The 15,840-nt window shown below is 64.8% G+C and carries 16 protein-coding genes and 1 pseudogene; 10 read left to right on the plus strand and 7 right to left on the minus strand.

Annotation, left to right across the window (positions count from 1 at the left end; all coding sequences use genetic code 11):
- Positions 1-112: 112 nt before the first annotated feature.
- From ACTUWL_RS01875 to ACTUWL_RS01900, 6 genes and pseudogenes are all read right to left on the minus strand, one after another.
- Complete coding sequence (locus ACTUWL_RS01875; RefSeq protein ID WP_373010526.1) at positions 113-604, minus strand: c-type cytochrome; 492 nt, start codon at positions 602-604, stop codon at positions 113-115.
- Positions 605-638: 34 nt separating this feature from the next.
- On the minus strand, positions 639-1,916 hold the full coding sequence (gene soxC, locus ACTUWL_RS01880) for a sulfite dehydrogenase (protein WP_035652699.1): 1,278 nt from the start codon (positions 1,914-1,916) through the stop codon (positions 639-641).
- Between the two features lie 222 nt (positions 1,917-2,138).
- A complete protein-coding gene (locus ACTUWL_RS01885) occupies positions 2,139-2,609 on the minus strand; it encodes a DUF1801 domain-containing protein (RefSeq protein WP_021081028.1) in 471 nt (156 codons plus the stop codon).
- 89 nt (positions 2,610-2,698) lie between these two features.
- Positions 2,699-3,667 (minus strand): catechol 2,3-dioxygenase, encoded by a 969-nt coding sequence (locus ACTUWL_RS01890; protein WP_021081029.1) that lies wholly within the window; start codon positions 3,665-3,667, stop codon positions 2,699-2,701.
- A gap of 152 nt (positions 3,668-3,819) precedes the next feature.
- Positions 3,820-4,008, minus strand: a complete 189-nt coding sequence (locus ACTUWL_RS01895) for a hypothetical protein (protein ID WP_021081030.1) — start codon at positions 4,006-4,008, stop codon at positions 3,820-3,822.
- Between the two features lie 84 nt (positions 4,009-4,092).
- A pseudogene (locus tag ACTUWL_RS01900) lies at positions 4,093-5,883 on the minus strand (putative bifunctional diguanylate cyclase/phosphodiesterase); the annotation flags it as partial.
- Between the two features lie 492 nt (positions 5,884-6,375).
- On the opposite strand from ACTUWL_RS01900, the gene ACTUWL_RS01905 reads away from it, so the two are divergent.
- The 3 genes from ACTUWL_RS01905 (at position 6,376) to ACTUWL_RS01915 (ending at position 9,325) form a co-directional block, all read left to right on the plus strand.
- Positions 6,376-8,127 carry an ATP-binding protein gene (locus ACTUWL_RS01905; protein ID WP_021081032.1) on the plus strand — a complete coding sequence of 584 codons (1,752 nt, stop codon included), beginning with the start codon at positions 6,376-6,378 and terminating at the stop codon, positions 8,125-8,127.
- Positions 8,128-8,225: 98 nt separating this feature from the next.
- On the plus strand, positions 8,226-8,804 hold the full coding sequence (locus tag ACTUWL_RS01910; protein WP_021081033.1) for a peroxidase-related enzyme: 579 nt from the start codon (positions 8,226-8,228) through the stop codon (positions 8,802-8,804).
- A gap of 8 nt (positions 8,805-8,812) precedes the next feature.
- Entirely contained in the window at positions 8,813-9,325 is a 513-nt protein-coding gene (locus ACTUWL_RS01915; protein WP_021081034.1) for an MgtC/SapB family protein, read from the plus strand.
- On the opposite strand, the gene ACTUWL_RS01920 is transcribed toward ACTUWL_RS01915, so the two are convergent.
- Positions 9,286-9,912: a ParB-like protein gene (locus tag ACTUWL_RS01920; RefSeq protein WP_021081035.1), complete on the minus strand. Its 627-nt coding sequence runs from the start codon at positions 9,910-9,912 to the stop codon at positions 9,286-9,288. The genes ACTUWL_RS01915 and ACTUWL_RS01920 overlap by 40 nt on opposite strands.
- A gap of 87 nt (positions 9,913-9,999) precedes the next feature.
- On the opposite strand from ACTUWL_RS01920, the gene ACTUWL_RS01925 reads away from it, so the two are divergent.
- From ACTUWL_RS01925 to ACTUWL_RS01955, 7 genes are all read left to right on the plus strand, one after another.
- Positions 10,000-10,881 (plus strand): ion channel, encoded by an 882-nt coding sequence (locus ACTUWL_RS01925; protein ID WP_021081036.1) that lies wholly within the window; start codon positions 10,000-10,002, stop codon positions 10,879-10,881.
- An 86-nt stretch (positions 10,882-10,967) separates the two neighbouring features.
- Positions 10,968-11,324, plus strand: coding sequence for a hypothetical protein (locus ACTUWL_RS01930; protein ID WP_035652714.1), 357 nt, complete (start codon positions 10,968-10,970; stop codon positions 11,322-11,324).
- 182 nt (positions 11,325-11,506) lie between these two features.
- Positions 11,507-11,806 carry an acyl carrier protein gene (locus tag ACTUWL_RS01935; protein WP_021081038.1) on the plus strand — a complete coding sequence of 100 codons (300 nt, stop codon included), beginning with the start codon at positions 11,507-11,509 and terminating at the stop codon, positions 11,804-11,806.
- 9 nt (positions 11,807-11,815) lie between these two features.
- Entirely contained in the window at positions 11,816-12,292 is a 477-nt protein-coding gene (locus ACTUWL_RS01940) for a 3-hydroxyacyl-ACP dehydratase FabZ family protein (RefSeq protein ID WP_021081039.1), read from the plus strand.
- On the plus strand, positions 12,285-13,469 hold the full coding sequence (locus tag ACTUWL_RS01945) for a beta-ketoacyl-ACP synthase (RefSeq protein WP_021081040.1): 1,185 nt from the start codon (positions 12,285-12,287) through the stop codon (positions 13,467-13,469). Before ACTUWL_RS01940 ends, ACTUWL_RS01945 begins: the two co-directional genes overlap by 8 nt.
- Positions 13,470-13,586: 117 nt before the next feature.
- Positions 13,587-14,864 carry a beta-ketoacyl-ACP synthase gene (locus ACTUWL_RS01950; RefSeq protein WP_021081041.1) on the plus strand — a complete coding sequence of 426 codons (1,278 nt, stop codon included), beginning with the start codon at positions 13,587-13,589 and terminating at the stop codon, positions 14,862-14,864.
- 17 nt (positions 14,865-14,881) lie between these two features.
- Entirely contained in the window at positions 14,882-15,817 is a 936-nt protein-coding gene (locus ACTUWL_RS01955; protein ID WP_021081042.1) for a lipid A biosynthesis lauroyl acyltransferase, read from the plus strand.
- The last annotated feature ends 23 nt before the right edge of the window (positions 15,818-15,840 follow it).

A 15,840-nucleotide genomic window follows, 5' to 3' on the forward strand; every position in this document is an offset into this window, starting at 1 on the left:
TCAAAACATGTCGAAGGCCGGCCGAGCCGCCCCAAGCCGATATGGTGGCGGCGCCTTGCCGGGCACAGGGGCCACCGCCTCACGATGCTGCGAGCCGGCCGTGGCTCGCAGCTCAGCGCACGTCGGGCCGCGGGTCGGACACGAACCCATCGCGGTTCGGCATCTTGACGGCGGCGAGCGACTTGGCGTCGAGCACGGCATTGGCGGGGACGACGCCGTTGAGGCTGAGGATGTAGGCGGAGACCGCGTAGACGTCCTCATTGCTCAGCGACTGCGGCGCATTCTGCGGCATCGCACGGCGAATGTAGTCGAACAACGTCGAGGCATACGGCCAGTAGCTGCCGACGGTGCGGATCGGTTTTGGGCTGGCCAGCGTGCCCTGTCCACCGACCAGACGGTCGCCGACACTGCCCTGCCCGTTGTCGCCGTGGCAAGCCGCACATTGCTCGGCGAACACGGTGCGGCCGCGCTCGACACTTCCGCTGCCGGGCGGCAGGTTGGAGCCGTCGCGGCCGATATCGATGTTCCAGCCGGCGATCTCGGCAGGCGTTGCCGGACGTCCGATGCCAAAGCGCTCCTCGGCCTGCGCAGCAGCCGCGAGCATCGCAAGCGCGCCGACCAGCAGCGCGGGACTGAGCTTACGCCTGGCCATTGGTCACCTCGCCATTTGCGTCGATGCGCCAGGGCCAGATCGCGTTGTTGTGGTAGAATGAGTTGAGGCCCCGCACCGCCACCAATTCCGCCAGCGTCGGCTGCACGTAGCCGGTCTCGTCGATGGCGCGGCTCTGGATCACCGCTGGTGTGCCGTCCCAGTGCCAGGGCAAGCGGAAGCGCGTGAGCGCGCGCGTCAGGACCGGTTCCTGGAGCTCCGCCTGCTGCCAGCTCTTGCCCTCGTCGAGCGAAATCTCGACGCTCTTGACCTTGCCGTGACCGCTCCAGGCGATCCCGGTGATCTCATGAAAACCCTTCGTGGTCAGCTTCTGCCCGCCGGATGGCCGCGTGATGATCGACTTGGCTTCCATATAGAAGGTGAATTCACGCGACGTGCCGTCGGGCATCGGGTCGGTGTATTTCGAGGTCTCCTCGCGCGAATAGGCCGGCTCGGCCGTGACCTTGAGCCGGCGCAGCCACTTCACATTCATGTTGCCCTCGAAGCCGGGCAGCAAGAGGCGCAGCGGATAGCCCTGCTGGGGACGCAGCCGCTCGCCGTTCTGGCTGTAGACCAGCATGGCGTCGTCGAGGCACTTCTCGATCGGGATCGAGCGCGTCAGCGCGGCGACATCGGCGCCTTCGGCGACGATCCACTTGGCGCCGGCCTGCAGGCCGGCCTCATCCAGCACCGTCTTCAGCGGCACGCCGGTCCATTCCGCGCAGCTCAAGAGGCCGACGAGGTCGGACGCCGTCTTCCCGTAGGGCTTGGTGTAGACCGGGTTGCCGGAGCATTCGAGGAAATGGATGCGCGACTGCGACGGAAAGCGGCGGATGTCCTCCATCGTGAACACCAGCGGGCGCTCGACCATGCCGTGCAGCATCAGCCGGTGTTCGGCCGGATCGATGGTCGGCACGCCGCCGTGGTGACGCTCATAGAACAGGCCGTTCGGCGTAATGATGCCGTCGAGCTCCTGCAACGGCGTCCGGCCCGAGGCGGAGATATATTGTGGCAGCGTCTTCGAGATGTTCTTGACGACGCCTTTCTCGTGAACCGAGGGCGTGCCGTAAGGCTGGCTTCCCATCGCCTCGCCGGGCGCTTTCATCCATTCCGGCACGTTGGGCGGAAGATTCTTTCCCTGTTCGGCAAGCGCAGGAGAACCGGCAACTCCCGCCATTGCGGAGCCTCCGGCCAGTGCCGCACCCGCCTGAAGGAATCGCCTGCGAGACGCCTCTCGCACGCGCTTGTCCGTCGTGTGTTCGCTCATCGACGTTTTCCTCTGACGTTACGAGGGACAGCCTAACACCAAACGCGACGAGCGAGGCAATAGCCCGGCACGCAGAGCTGCATCGACGGCGCGCGACGACAGACAACCGCTTCGAGCGAGCGGATGCGGGGACGAGCAGCATTGGTGACCAGGGCGGGGACATCGATGGAGATCGACCGCGCGTGGCGACCGATGCTCAGCGGCCTCTGCCTGCGCAGCCGCTCACATCCGTTCGCCGGGCAATCGACTGGCTTGCTTCACCCAGGCGGTGAATTGGGCCTCGTCGAGCTCGTCGTTCTCGTGAATGTCGAGATAGCGCGTATGCTGCTGCTTCGACTCGCCCGGCGGCACGGGACGCAGCGACGAGCCGCGGAAAAAAGCCACCTTGATGTAGCGCGTGAAGACATGGATGCCGAGAAACCAGCCTTCGCCTGCGATGCCGTAAAGCGGCGAATTCCACTTCACCGCCTTGTGCACGCCGGGGATCGTGCGCACGATGAGCGCGTCAAGCCTGCGCCCGACCTCGCTCTTCCACCCCGGCATCGCCGCGATATAGGCCTGCACGGGCGCGTCACCAACGCCCTTCGCGATCTGCGGATTGCCGCCTGCGAGCAGGCGCGGCTTTGCAGCCCCACGCGTCGCTGGCACCTTCTTTGCTTTCTTCGCCGATTTCCTGGGCGTCTTGCCAACCATGGTGCCTGCTCCCACCGGCTCACGCATCGCGTGCGACGCAGCGCGCGCCCTCTCGACCCGGATCATATGACCGCGCGTCCAAATTGTCGTCAGTGACCGTGCGTGTCGATCACCGGCGGCGTGCCGTGGGTGTGGAACGACTCGATCGTCTTCAACCCCCACGCCTGACCCTTCTTGCGCTCCTCCTCGGTCCACACGATCGGCTTCCAGTCCGGCGCGAGGATCAGGCGGGCTCCGGCATTGGCGACCTCGACACGGTTGCCGCCGGGCTCATAGACATAGAGGAAGAAGGTCTGCTGGATCGCGTGCTTGTGCGGCCCGGTCTCGATATGCACCCCGTGCTCGAGGAAAATATCCGCGGCGCGCAGGATCTCCTCGCGGCTGTCCAGGGCATACGTAACATGATGGAAGCGGCCGCGCTTGCCGTAGTGGTCGCGCGTATAGGCGAAGTCGTAGCTCTTGTTCGACATCGTCATCCACATCGCCGCTTCGGTGCCGTCGTTGAGCACGATCTGCTCGGTGGTGCGGCATCCGAGGTAGGTCTCGAAGAACAGGCGATTGGCCTTGATGTCGACCGCGAGGCAGTTGAGATGGTCGAGCCGGCGGACGTTGACACCGCGCGCCGGAAAACGCTGCGCCTGGTTCTTCAACGCAGGCTTTAGCCCGGCCGGTGCCTCGTACCATTCCGTCTCGTAATAGAGCTCGATGACGTGGCCATCGGGATCGCGGCAGCGGAAGGCCGGTCCCTGCCCCATGTCGCCGTCGATCCAGCCGATGTCGAAGCCCGAGCCTTTCAGCGCGGCGACGCGGCGCTCGAGCGCCTGCGGACTGCGGGTCCGGAACGCCATGTGTTCCATGCCAGAGGTTTTCGATGCAGTCAGCTTCAGCGAATAGCGCTCATAATCGTCCCAGCCGCGCAGATAGACCGAGTCGCCTTTTCGGCCGCTGACCGTCATGCCCATGACATCGACGAAGAACGTCAAGCTCTCGTCCGGTTTCGGCGTCAGCAGCTCCATGTGCCCGAGATGAGCAAGATCGAAGATCGGTTCCGGCTGCATGGGACGGTCTCCTCACACGAGGCCACCGACGTCGCTCCGCTCGGGTTCGCGCCGGCGCATCGATTTGTACTAGTGTACAAAGGATTAGGTCCCGTCAACAAATTAAGTTGGCGCCGACAATCGCGGCCCGCGTTGCGCGCCGGCATCCGTATCTAGCCCTTGGCCGCCATCACCGGCGTCGCGCCGCCGCGCGGCCGGGACATGGTCGCCGACACGGTCAGCGCGACGGCGAGCGCGCACACCATGCAGAGCTTCATCCGCGCCGTGCGGCGATCGGTCATCGGCAGGACGAAGAAGAACGCGATTGCCAGAACGAGAAGCGCATTCACGAGATAGTACATGGCCGAGCCCTCTTGTTGCGGTTCGACAAGATGGCGGGCACCCGCGCGGCATTCCGTGGCCGCAATCACATAGTGAAGCTGCGGTCAGGCCACCGAGACGGCCTTCTCGCGATGCGCGGACAGCAGCCTGCGGATTTCGACATCCGGCACCGGCCGGCTGAACAGGTAGCCCTGCATCTCGGTGCAGCCGAGAATGCGAAGCATGTTGCGTTGCTGCTCGGTCTCGACACCTTCCGCGGTCGTCGTCATGTCGCTCGCGGCGGCAATGTTCACGACGGCCTGGACGATCGTGGACGACGCGCCGGTTCCGGCAAGATCCTTGATGAAGGCGCGGTCGATCTTGATCTTGTCGAACGGAAAGCGCTGCAGATAGCTCAGCGACGAATAGCCGGTGCCGAAATCGTCGAGCGCGATGCGCACGCCGAGCTCGCGCAGCTGATGCAGGATATCGAGTGCGGCATCGTCGTCGCGGATCAGCACGGCCTCGGTGATCTCGAGCTCGAGCCGCGCGGGCGCGAGTCCCGACGCCGCCAGCGCGGCGGCGACGTTGAGCGCCAGCGTCTGGCTCTTGAACTGGATCGGCGACACGTTGACCGCAACATGGATATGATCCGGCCAGTTCACGGCTTCCCGGCACGCGGTGTTGAGCACCCAGTGCCCGAGATCGTTGATCAGGCCGGTATCCTCGGCGACCGGGACGAAGTCCGCGGGCGAGATGGTCCCGCGCTCGGGATGGCGCCAGCGCAGCAGCGCCTCGCAGCAGCTGACCCTGCCGTCCTCGAGGTGAAGCAGCGGCTGATAGTGCAGCTCGAAGCTGCCGTCGACGATGGCCTGGCGCAGCTCCAGCTCCAGACTGCGCCGCGCCTTGGCGCGCGCGTCCATGCCGGCCTCGAAGAACCGGTAGGTGCGGCGGCCGTCGCTCTTCGCGCCATAGAGCGCGAGGTCGGCGTTGCGCAGCAATTGATCGAGGTCGAGCCCATCGGTAGGCGCAACCGCGATGCCGATGCTGGCGTCGGTCGTGATCAGGTGCCCGCTGCAATCGATCGGCTGGCGAATGCTCTGGTAGATCGCGGCCAGCAGCTGCATGGTCTGGGTCTGATCACGGACCGCGGTCTGGATCACGGCAAACTCGTCGCCGCCGAGCCGCGCTGCGACATCGGTTTCCCCGAGGCAGGAGCGCAGACGATCGGCGATGGCCCTGAGCAGTTCGTCGCCGATCTGATGGCCGAGCGCGTCGTTGACGGCCTTGAACTCGTCGATATCGATATACATGACCGCGAGCTGGTCATCCGGCCTGATCGCTCTCAGCGCCTGCTCGAGGCGCTGGCGAAACAGCACACGATTGGGCAGATCGGTGAGCGCATCATAGTGCGCCATGTAGGCGATCTTGTTCTCGGTGCGCGTCCGTTCGGTGACATCCTCGATGGTCGCCACCCACCCGCCCCCCGGCAGCGGCTTGTTGACGATCTCGATCGCGCGCCCGCCCGGCGCCTCGGTCAGCTGACGGGTCGCCTTGCCGAGCTTCACAGTGCGGATGATGGCGTTGCAGAACTCGTCGACGTCGCCGTCGAACGAGCCGGTCTCCTGCCGGTGCGCGATCAGCCGCTGCATGGTGCAGCCCGGCTTCGCCACATCGGGCGAAAGCCCGAACATATCGATGTAGGGCCGGTTGCAGATGATAATGCGCGCCGATGCATCGTAGAGCACGAGCCCCTGCGGAATGTTGTTCACGGCGGTCATGAGATTGCGACGCTCGGTGGCGAGCCGCTCGTCCGAGATCTGATGTCGCTTCAGCAGCAGGAAGACGATCACGGCCATGATCGCAAACGCCGCCATCAGCAGGCCCTCGCGTTCGCTCCACTGCGCGGTCGCGCTTCCGAGCAGGCTGCCGACGAGCAGGCCGGCACAGAACGCCAGCCCCTTGGTCGAGCCGACATCGGCATTCCCTGAATTGCGGTGTTCGATGCGCACGCTGATCTCTCCCGGGCGCGGCATCGTTACGCAGCACAAATGGAAAGGTCGTTACAAGTCGCAGTTAGCAATCGGTTACACGATACCTGGAGCCACGACGCAGCACTTCGCGCCGAACCTCCGTAAACCTACGGAGCCGCCGATGCACTCCTCCGACATGGTGAATGCCGCATTAACGGATGAATCGTGAAACAAGCGCGGCTGTGCCGGAAAGCGACGATTTCGCCGCCGGTGCGCCCGACCGCGCACAATCTCACGGCACGATAGAAACAAATCGTCACCGGGAAGGTGTAGATTTAGCCGATGCCGAACCCCAGCGATTTAACGGTTTTTCCAATCCCGGGCGGGCATATTGGTCCGGACATTTGGATTTCGAGAACGAGCCAGGCTGCAACTGTGACACCTTTCGGACGTGTGATCTCTGTGCGCGGCTCGCAGGCTCGGGTGGGGCTGCTGGCGGGCGGCCAGATGCAACTTTCAGAAATGCGCGCGACCGTCGGCCGGTTCGTCAGCATCCGCTGTGCGAGCTCGGTCATCGTCGCCATGATCACCGAGGTGACCTGCGAGAACCTGCCGGCGTCCGACGAATACATGGCGACCGCCTCGGTCGATTTGCTCGGCGAAATCCTCGGCGGCGACCGTCCGAAATTCCAGCGCGGCGTCACCCACTATCCGACCATCGGCGACAGCACCGACCTGATCACCAACCAGGAGCTGCGTACGGTTTATGCGCCGAGCGGCTCGGACCAGATAAATGTCGGCACGTTGCAGCAGGATCGTTCGGTCATCGCCTATGTCGACGTCGAGGAAATGCTCTCCAAGCACTTCGCGGTGCTCGGCTCGACCGGCGTCGGCAAATCGACCGGCGTGTCGCTGCTGCTCAACGAAATCCTGAAGTCGCGGCCGAATTTGCGCATCTTCCTGCTCGACGTCCACAACGAATACGGCCGCTGCTTCGGCGAGCGCGCGCAGGTGCTCAATCCGCGTAACCTGAAGCTGCCGTTCTGGCTGTTCAACTTCGAGGAGATCGTCGACGTGCTGTTCGGCGGCCGGCCCGGCGTGCCCGAAGAGCTCGACATCCTCGCCGAAGTGATCCCGATGGCGAAGGGGATCTACACCCAGTACCAGAACTCCGACCGGGTTGGTCTCGGGCTGAAGCGCGTCGACCCGAAGCAGGTCGGCTACACCGTCGATACGCCGGTGCCCTATCGCCTCGTCGACCTGATCTCGCTGATCGACGAGCGCATGGGCAAGCTCGAGAACCGCTCCTCGCGCATCATCTATCACAAACTGATCTCGCGCATCGACGCGGTGCGCAACGATCCGCGCTACGCCTTCATGTTCGACAATGCCAATGTCGGCGGCGATACCATGGCCGAGGTGATCAGCCATCTGTTCCGCCTGCCCGCCAACGGCAAGCCGATGACCATCATGCAGCTCGCCGGCTTCCCGGCCGAGGTCGTCGATTCCGTGGTGTCGGTGTTGTGCCGCATGGCATTCGACTTCGGGCTGTGGAGCGATGGCGTCTCGCCGATGCTGTTCGTCTGCGAGGAAGCGCACCGCTATGCCTCCGCGGACCGCAATATCGGCTTCGGGCCGACCCGCAAGGCGGTGTCGCGCATCGCCAAGGAAGGCCGTAAATACGGCGTCTATCTCGGCCTGATCACCCAGCGTCCGGCCGAACTCGACGCCACCATCATCTCCCAATGCAACACGCTGTTCACGATGCGGCTTGCCAACGACCGCGACCAGGCGCTGCTGCGCTCGGCGGTGTCGGACGCCGCCGCCAATCTGCTGTCGTTCGTGCCCTCGCTCGGCACCCGCGAAGTGCTGGCGTTCGGCGAAGGCGTCGCGCTGCCGACCCGGCTGCGCTTCAAGGAGGTGCCGCCGCACCAGCTGCCGCGCGGCGAGGCCACCATCGCGACGGTGCCGTCGGTCGCCGCCGGCCATGACATGCATTTCGTGAGCGCCGTGCTGGAGCGCTGGCGAGGCGCCACCTCGCATCGCGACAGCCCGAGCGGCGATGCCAACTTCAATGCTCCGCCGCAGGCGCCGCGCACCATGGCGCCCGCCGAGGCGCCGATGCTGCAGCCGTCGCTGGGCCTCGATCCGGATCGCTTCTCGCTGCTAAAGAAGCCGCTGCGCTAGCATCATTCCGTCAGGGCGCCGATGCGTCTTGCGCCTAACCCGTCATCCTCTATGGTTTCCCGTGACGCCGCATCCATGCGGCATGCCGGAACCACCTCATGACGCAGCCGACCGCAAATCGCTTTCCGACGCCCGCTCTCGACAAGCTCCCCGAAGATATCCGCGCCCGCATCCTGGCGGTGCAGGAAAAATCCGGCTTCGTGCCGAACGTATTCCTCACTCTGGCCTACAGGCCCGACGAGTTTCGCGCCTTCTTTGCCTATCACGATGCGCTGATGGAAAAGGACTCCGGCCTCTCCAAGGCCGAGCGCGAGATGATCGTGGTCGCAACCAGCGCCGCCAACCAGTGCCAATATTGCGTGATCGCCCACGGCGCGATCCTGCGCATCCGCGCCAAGAGCCCGGAGATCGCCGACCAGATCGCGATCAACTACCGCAAGGCCGACATCACGCCGCGGCAGCGCGGCATGCTCGATTTCGCCATGAAGGTGAGCCGCGCCGCCGAGGAGGTCTCGGAGGCGGACTTCGCCGCGCTCGCCGCCCATGGCTTCAGCGACGACGACGTGTGGGACATCGCCGCGGTCGCAGCGTTCTTCGCGCTCTCCAACCGGCTTGCCAACGTCACCGGCATGCGGCCGAACCCCGAGTTCTACATGCTCGGCCGGCAACCGAAGTAGAGGGCGCCTTGGCAGACTGGAGCGAGATCATCCTGCGCCTCGGCGCGGCCACCCTTGCCGGCTGCGCGATCGGGCTCGACCGCGACCTGCGCGGCAAGCCGATCGGCCTGAAGACGCTCGGCCTCGTCAGCCTCTCGACCGCCACGGTGGTGCTGCTGGCCCTGCACGCCGTCCAGCCCGGACAATTTACCGATGCGGTCAGCCGCGTGATCCAGGGCGTGCTGACCGGCGTCGGCTTCCTCGGCGCCGGCGTGATCGTGCGTCAGGGCGACCGCTCTCAGGTCCACGGCCTGACCAGTGCCGCGTGCGCGTTCTTCGCCGCATGCGTCGGGATCGTCTGCGGCGCCGGGCACTGGCCGATCGCCCTCACCGCGCTTGCGCTGGCATTCCTGTTGCTGACATTCGGCAGGCGGACCGAGCGGTGGCTGCACCACGCGCTCGGCGGCAAGGACTATCCGCACAATTCGGAGGCCGTGCCGCCTCAGTCGTCGGAGGCCGGCCCGCACCAGCCCGGCAAATAGACCGCGTCCTTGCCGCGGCCGAGCGCCAGACCTTTCTCCAGCGCCTTGGCGAAATTGTTCTCCACCGTCTTGCGCGGGATATGGCGGCGCAGGAAATCGGCCCACAGGAATTCGCTGAACGGCGTCGTGTCCTTGGCGAAACCGCCGGCCCGGCGCATCTCGCCGGCGAGGCTGCGGAACGGATCGTCCTTGAGGTCCTTGATCGATTTCGGAATGTCGCGGAAGTGGCAGCGCTCGCCCTTCGAATTGTATGGATAGACCCAGCGCTTGTTGTCCATCACGCCCCAGAACACGTCGCGCTCGACCATCGTCAGGTCACCGATCACGGTGACCAGGATGTCCTTGACGCCCTCCTCGTGCAGCGCCCGCGCCATGTGATGGTGATCGACCACGTAGTAGCGATCGTCGGGCCCATGGACGACCGGGATCATGTGCTTGCCCAGCAGTTCGGCGCGTTTCTTGTCCGAGCTGTGCTCGCGCCAGCGCTTCCGCTTCTCCTTCACCTCCTGCATGCCGACCGTCATCTGGGTCGGTCGCAGCGACAGGATCGGGACCGGTTTGACGTAAGGCTCGCGCGTATGGGCCATGAATTGTACTCCAGTTTGACCGGCACTCCGGAATGGGTTCCATTATGACATGATGTCACAGGCAGGCGAAAGAGCCGGTTCGGCGGGATGGCTTTGAGAGCAAGCGAACGCGCGAAGGCACGCACGGTCCGACTCGGCAACCGCGAGGTCGTGACCGAGGGGCTGGAGCTCAGTTTCTGGGCGGACATCAGCCATCGCTGCATGACGGCATCCTGGCCCGCCTTTATTGGCGGTGCAGCATTGGTGTTCATCACCTTCAACGCCGTGTTCGCGCTGTTCTACTGGCTCGGCGATCATCCGATCGCCAACGTGCCTGACGGCCAATATATCGACTACCTCTATTTCAGCATCGAAACACTCTCGACCGCCGGCTACGGCGACATGCACCCGCAGACCCATTACGGGCACTTCATCGCCGCCATCGAGCTGTTCACCGGCATCTTTTCGATGTCGCTGATGACCGGGCTGATCTTCGCCCGCTTCTCGCGGCCGAGTGCGCGCCTGCTGTTCGCCGACAACCCGGTGATCTCGGATCATGAGGGCGAGCGGACGCTGATGATCCGTTTGGCCAACGAGCGGCACAACATCATCGCCAACGCCACCGCGCGGCTATGGTTGTTCAAGAACGACCTCAGCAAGGAAGGCATGGCCTATCGCCGGTTCTTCGAGCTGCCGCTCGCGCGCAGCGAGAGCCCGGCCCTGGCACTGAGCTGGACCCTGTTTCATGTGATCGACAAGGACAGTCCGCTGTACGGCCTCAACGCGGAAGACCTGGAAGCCATCAACGCGGGGCTGGGTCTCATCGTATCGGGCTATGACGACGTTGCAGCGCAAACCGTGCACGCGCGAAAATCCTACGAGCATTCCGACATCCGCTTCGGGCATCGCTATGCCGAGATCCTGCGCGCCACCGACGACGGCCGTCTCAAGATCGACTACAGCCGGTTCCACGAGACCATCGAAGCATGAATACCACCTCTGCGGGTATCAAGATTTTAGGTGTGAAACGCGCCGAACATGCTACACATGAGGGCGACGCGACCGGACTGACAGCAGTGAAGACGCAGCGGCCAATTTCCTCGGATGACGAGCACGTGGTGCTCAAATTCCGGCCGCGCACCTCGGCGCAGCCGCCCGGCAAGCGCGCGGACCCGATCCGATCGACCCGCCCGGCTTCCGTCGCTCCTGTTTCCGTCGCCAACGACCTCTCCCGCTACGAGAAGCCGCGCGAGGAGCCGGATGATTTCCGCCAGCGCATGCTCGCCAACATCGCCGCCTTTGCCTTCACCGTGGCGCTCACCGCGATCGGCATCTGGCTTGCCATGAGCATCGCCGATTTGCGCAAGACCCAGGATTGCGTGCTGATGGGCCGCCGGGATTGCGCCAAGATTACGGTGATGCCGCGCAGCTAGGCGGGCCGGAACCGTGCCCAAAAACCGTCCTCGCGCGGCCGGCCAAGCTCCATTGAACTAACGGCCCTGCTCCGATATACGGGCACACGACTCCTGGCAGCAGCAATAGGGCATTCCGGGGCAACGCGCCCGCCTCCTCCGAGCCGACCCGGAATTACCTTCAATATATCAAAGGCTTAATGATGTCCTCCACATTCGAGCAGATCGCCAACATTATCGCGGAGACCTGCGACATCCCGCGCGATACGATCAAGCCGGAGAGCCACGCGATCGACGACCTCGGGATCGACAGCCTCGACTTCCTGGACATCGCCTTTGCTATCGACAAGGCCTTCGGGATCAAGATGCCGCTCGAGAAGTGGACCCAGGAGGTCAACGACGGCAAGGCCACGACGGAGCAGTACTTCGTGTTGCAGAATCTCGCCGACCGCATCGACGAGCTGGTTGCGGCCAAGAACGCGGGCACGGGCTCAGCCTCGTAATCACCCGTCATGCAGCTTGAGACTTTTCAGCTGATCGATCGGATCGTCGACCTCAACCTCGACGCAAGGACCATTGTCGTCGAGGCGGATGTCCCGCCCGACAGCCATTCGGTGTTCGCGGGGCATTTCCCGGGCTATCCGATCATGCCCGGCGTGCTGCTCACCGAAGCGATGGCGCAGAGCTCGGGCTGGCTGATCCTCGGTCTGACCAAATTCGAGCGCATGCCCTTCCTTGCCATGGTCAAGGAAGCCAAGATGCGCGGCTTCGTCAGCCCCGGCTCGACCCTGACGATCGACGCCAAGATCGAGCATGAAGGTTCAGGCTTCACCGTGACCTCGGCGAAGGTCCGCGTCGGCAAGGAGCTCAAATGCAATGCCGAGCTGACCTTCCGTCATATCCCCTTCCCCAGCCCGCACTTGCGCGTGCACATGGATGCCATGGCCAGCAAGATCGGGTTTCCGCAGCAGGCGATGAGTAATGGCTGAAAAGGAAGTCTGGATCACCGGCGTCGGCCTGCTCTCCTCGCTCGGCGAGGGACTGGATGCACATTGGGAGGCGCTAGGCGCCAAGCGCGTCAATGCCGACGAGAAGCGCCTCGCGCCATACGTGATCCATCCGATCGCCCCCGTCAGCTTCGACGCCCAGATCCCGAAGAAGGGCGATCAGCGTCAGATGGAAATGTGGCAGCGCATCGGCACCTATGCCGCCGGCCTGGCGCTCGACTCCGCCGGCGTCAAAGGCAATCAGGAAATCCTGTCGCGGATGGACATGATCATCGCAGCCGGCGGCGGCGAGCGTGACCTCAATGTCGACCTGGCGATCATGAACGCCGATGCGCAGGGCAAGCTGCCGCCCGCCCTGCTCAACGAAAAACTGATGAACGAGCTGCGCCCGACGCTGTTCCTGGCGCAGCTCTCCAATCTGCTCGCCGGCAACATCGCGATCGTTCACGGCGTGTGCGGGACATCGCGCACCTTCATGGGCGAGGAGGCCTCGAGCATCGACGCCGCGCGGATCGCGGTCGCGCGGATCGGCGCCGGGCAGAGCGACATCGCGCTGGTCGGTGCCGCGCATAACGGCGATCGCGGCGACCTCTTGATGCTCTATTCGTTCGGCGACTTCGCCCTCAAGGATCAATACGCCCCGGTCTGGGCCCGCAGGAACCATCCGGGCTTCGCCATCGGCTCGGCCGGCGCATTCCTGGTGATGGAGTCGCGCGAGCACGCCGAGGCGCGCGGCGCCAAGCCGTACGCCAAGCTGACCAAGGTGGTCGCCGACCTTGCCAAGCGCAAGCAGCCCGGCGCAGTGACGCAATCGCTGCGGGCGATGTGGCCGCAGCTCGGCGTCAGCAACGACAACGCCATGCTGATCACGGGTGCGACCGGCGCTGAGCCTGCGACCAGCGAGGAGCGCGCGTTCCTGGGTCAGCATCCCGGCCTTGCGGTGCGCGCCACCGGAACGACGTTTGGGCACACGATGGAGGCCCAGTTCCCGCTCGGGCTCGCGCTGGCCGCCCTGTCGATCTCGCGCGGCGCGCTCTACCCGGCCAACGACCCGACCGGGCTGGAGGTTGAAAAGACCGAAGCGCCAACCCAGATTGTCGTATTGGGGGTCGGCCACTGGCAGGGCGAAGGCATGGCGCTGGTCGAGGCCGTCAGGTAGAGCATGCTCCGGAAAAGTGCGACGCGGTTTTCCGGAAATATCATGCTCAAATGAACAATTGAGGCGCGATGACTCTCATTGCGCTTTCAGTCCGGCGCAAGCACCGACGGGGACACCATGACAGCACCACGCGATAAATTCGGCCGACCGATCGTTGTCGTGACCGGCATGGGAATCGTGACGTCGCTCGGCGGCGGCAAGACCGACAATTGGAAGCGCCTCACCGCAGGTGAGTCCGGCATCAAGACCGTGACACGCTTCCCGCTCGACAGCATGAAGACGACGATGGCCGGCGCCGTCGATTTCGTCACCGTCGACCCCTTCTCCTCGACCAGCCTGTCGCAGCGTCTGGCCGAGATCGCGGCTGAAGAGGCACTGGAGCAGTCCGGCATCGGCAGCAAGGGCGACTTCCCCGGCCCGCTGTTCCTGGCGGTCGCGCCGATCGAGACCGAATGGCCGCAGCGGCTCGAGGTCGCGCGCGACGTTCCGACCAAGGACTTTGGCATCATCGAATATCTGGCGACCTGCAGCGGCGGCAAGTTTGCGCACTTCCACCGTCGCTTCACCTTCGGCTCGGTCGCGCTCAGCCTCGCCGAGACCTTCGGCACCAAGGGGTCGCCGATCTCGCTCTCGACGGCCTGCGCCTCCGGCGCGACCGCGATCCAGCTCGGCGTCGAGGCGATCCGCCGCGGCGAAACCGATGCGACGCTGTGCATCGCCACCGACGGCTCGGTCAATCCCGAAGCCATGGTGCGGTTCTCGTTGCTCTCGGCCCTCTCGACCCAGAACGACCCGCCGCAGGCCGCCTCCAAGCCGTTCTCGAAGAACCGCGACGGTTTCGTGATGGCCGAAGGCGCCGGCGCGCTGGTGCTGGAGAGCTACGATGCCGCGATCGCCCGCGGCGCGCGCATCCTGGGCGTCGTCGCCGGCTGCGGCGAGCTGACCGATTCATTCCACCGCACCCGCTCGGCGCCCGACGGCAAGCCGGCGATCGGCTGCGTGCGCAAGACGCTTGCCGACGCGGGCATGGAGCCTGAGCAGATCGACCACATCAACGCGCACGGCACCTCGACGCCGGAAAACGACAAGATGGAATATCTTGCCACTTCGGCAGTGTTCGGCGAACACACCAAAAACATTCCGGTGTCGTCGAACAAGTCGATGGTCGGCCACACCATCTCCGCCGCCGGTGCGGTCGAGGCGATCTTCTCGCTGCTCACGCTCGAGCATCAGCGGATCCCGCCGACGATCAATTACGAGGTGCCGGATCCCGCGATCCCGTTCGACGTGGTCGGCAACAAGGCGCGCGATGCCAAGGTGACCGCCGTGATGTCGAACTCGTTCGGGTTCGGCGGGCAGAACGCCTCGCTGATCCTGACGCGCGAGCCGGCGTAACGCCCTCGCCTCATCAGATGAAACGCCTGCTCCTTCGCACCAGGGCGCACCTGCGCGACGCCGCAAAGCCTGTGGCCAACGTTGCCATTGGCGCGCTGACGACCGGCCTCTTGCGCACCACGCGCTATTTCGATCCGGAGAAGACCGCAAAGTTCTTCGGCCACGCGGCGCATTTCATCGGCCGGCGGCTGCGCGAGGATCGCATCGGCCGCGAGAACCTCACGGCCGCCTTCCCGGAGAAGTCGCCGCAGGAAATCGAGGAGATCCTGACCGGCGTCTGGCACAACCTCGGACGCATCGGCGCCGAATTCGCGCATATCGACCGCATCTGGGACCATGATCCCCGGAATCCCGACAAGCCAGGCCGCGTCGAATTCTCGGCGCGCAGCAAGCAGTTGTTCGACCAACTGCGCGATGACGGTAAACCGGCACTGTTCTTCGCCGCGCATCTCGGAAACTGGGAGCTCTCGCCTATTGCTGCCGCCGCGCACGGCCTCGACGCCACCATCCTGTTCAGGCGGCCGAACATCGAAGCCGCCGACCGCGCCATCGAGCGCATCCGCGCCGTCAATTTGGGCACGCTGGTCCCGGCCGGCCGCGACGCCCCGCTCAAGCTGGCGCAGGCGCTGAAGAACGGCCAGCATGTCGCGATGCTGGTCGACCAGTATCTGACCAACGGCGTTCCCGTCACCTTCTTCGGCCGCAAGACCACCGCGAATCCGCTGTTGGCGCGGCTGCGCCGCCAGATCGACTGCCCGATCCACGGCACGCGGATCATCCGCCTGCCCGACGGCCGCTTCCGCGGCGAGGTCACCGAAGAAGTCAAACCGGTGTTCGATGCATCCGGTCAGATCGACATCCAGGGCACGATGCAGGCGATCACCGACATCGTCGAGGGCTGGGTCCGCGAATATCCGGATCAATGGCTCTGGCTGCACCGGCGCTGGCGGTAACGCCCTCGCATTGGAACGCGCGA

This window comes from Bradyrhizobium sp. WCU1 (assembly GCF_053474805.1).

Excerpts from the sequence above, each read along its gene's own strand:
- ACTUWL_RS01875 (WP_373010526.1), bottom strand. The coding sequence starts at position 604 with ATGCTCGCGGCTGCTGCGCAGGCCGAGGAGCGCTTTGGCATCGGACGT.
- soxC (WP_035652699.1), bottom strand. The coding sequence starts at position 1,916 with ATGAGCGAACACACGACGGACAAGCGCGTGCGAGAGGCGTCTCGCAGG.
- ACTUWL_RS01885 (WP_021081028.1), bottom strand. The coding sequence starts at position 2,609 with ATGGTTGGCAAGACGCCCAGGAAATCGGCGAAGAAAGCAAAGAAGGTG.
- ACTUWL_RS01890 (WP_021081029.1), bottom strand. The coding sequence starts at position 3,667 with ATGCAGCCGGAACCGATCTTCGATCTTGCTCATCTCGGGCACATGGAG.
- ACTUWL_RS01895 (WP_021081030.1), bottom strand. The coding sequence starts at position 4,008 with ATGTACTATCTCGTGAATGCGCTTCTCGTTCTGGCAATCGCGTTCTTC.
- ACTUWL_RS01910 (WP_021081033.1), top strand. The coding sequence starts at position 8,226 with ATGACGCAGCCGACCGCAAATCGCTTTCCGACGCCCGCTCTCGACAAG.
- ACTUWL_RS01920 (WP_021081035.1), bottom strand. The coding sequence starts at position 9,912 with ATGGCCCATACGCGCGAGCCTTACGTCAAACCGGTCCCGATCCTGTCG.
- ACTUWL_RS01925 (WP_021081036.1), top strand. The coding sequence starts at position 10,000 with ATGGCTTTGAGAGCAAGCGAACGCGCGAAGGCACGCACGGTCCGACTC.
- ACTUWL_RS01935 (WP_021081038.1), top strand. The coding sequence starts at position 11,507 with ATGTCCTCCACATTCGAGCAGATCGCCAACATTATCGCGGAGACCTGC.
- ACTUWL_RS01940 (WP_021081039.1), top strand. The coding sequence starts at position 11,816 with ATGCAGCTTGAGACTTTTCAGCTGATCGATCGGATCGTCGACCTCAAC.
- ACTUWL_RS01945 (WP_021081040.1), top strand. The coding sequence starts at position 12,285 with ATGGCTGAAAAGGAAGTCTGGATCACCGGCGTCGGCCTGCTCTCCTCG.
- ACTUWL_RS01950 (WP_021081041.1), top strand. The coding sequence starts at position 13,587 with ATGACAGCACCACGCGATAAATTCGGCCGACCGATCGTTGTCGTGACC.
- ACTUWL_RS01955 (WP_021081042.1), top strand. The coding sequence starts at position 14,882 with ATGAAACGCCTGCTCCTTCGCACCAGGGCGCACCTGCGCGACGCCGCA.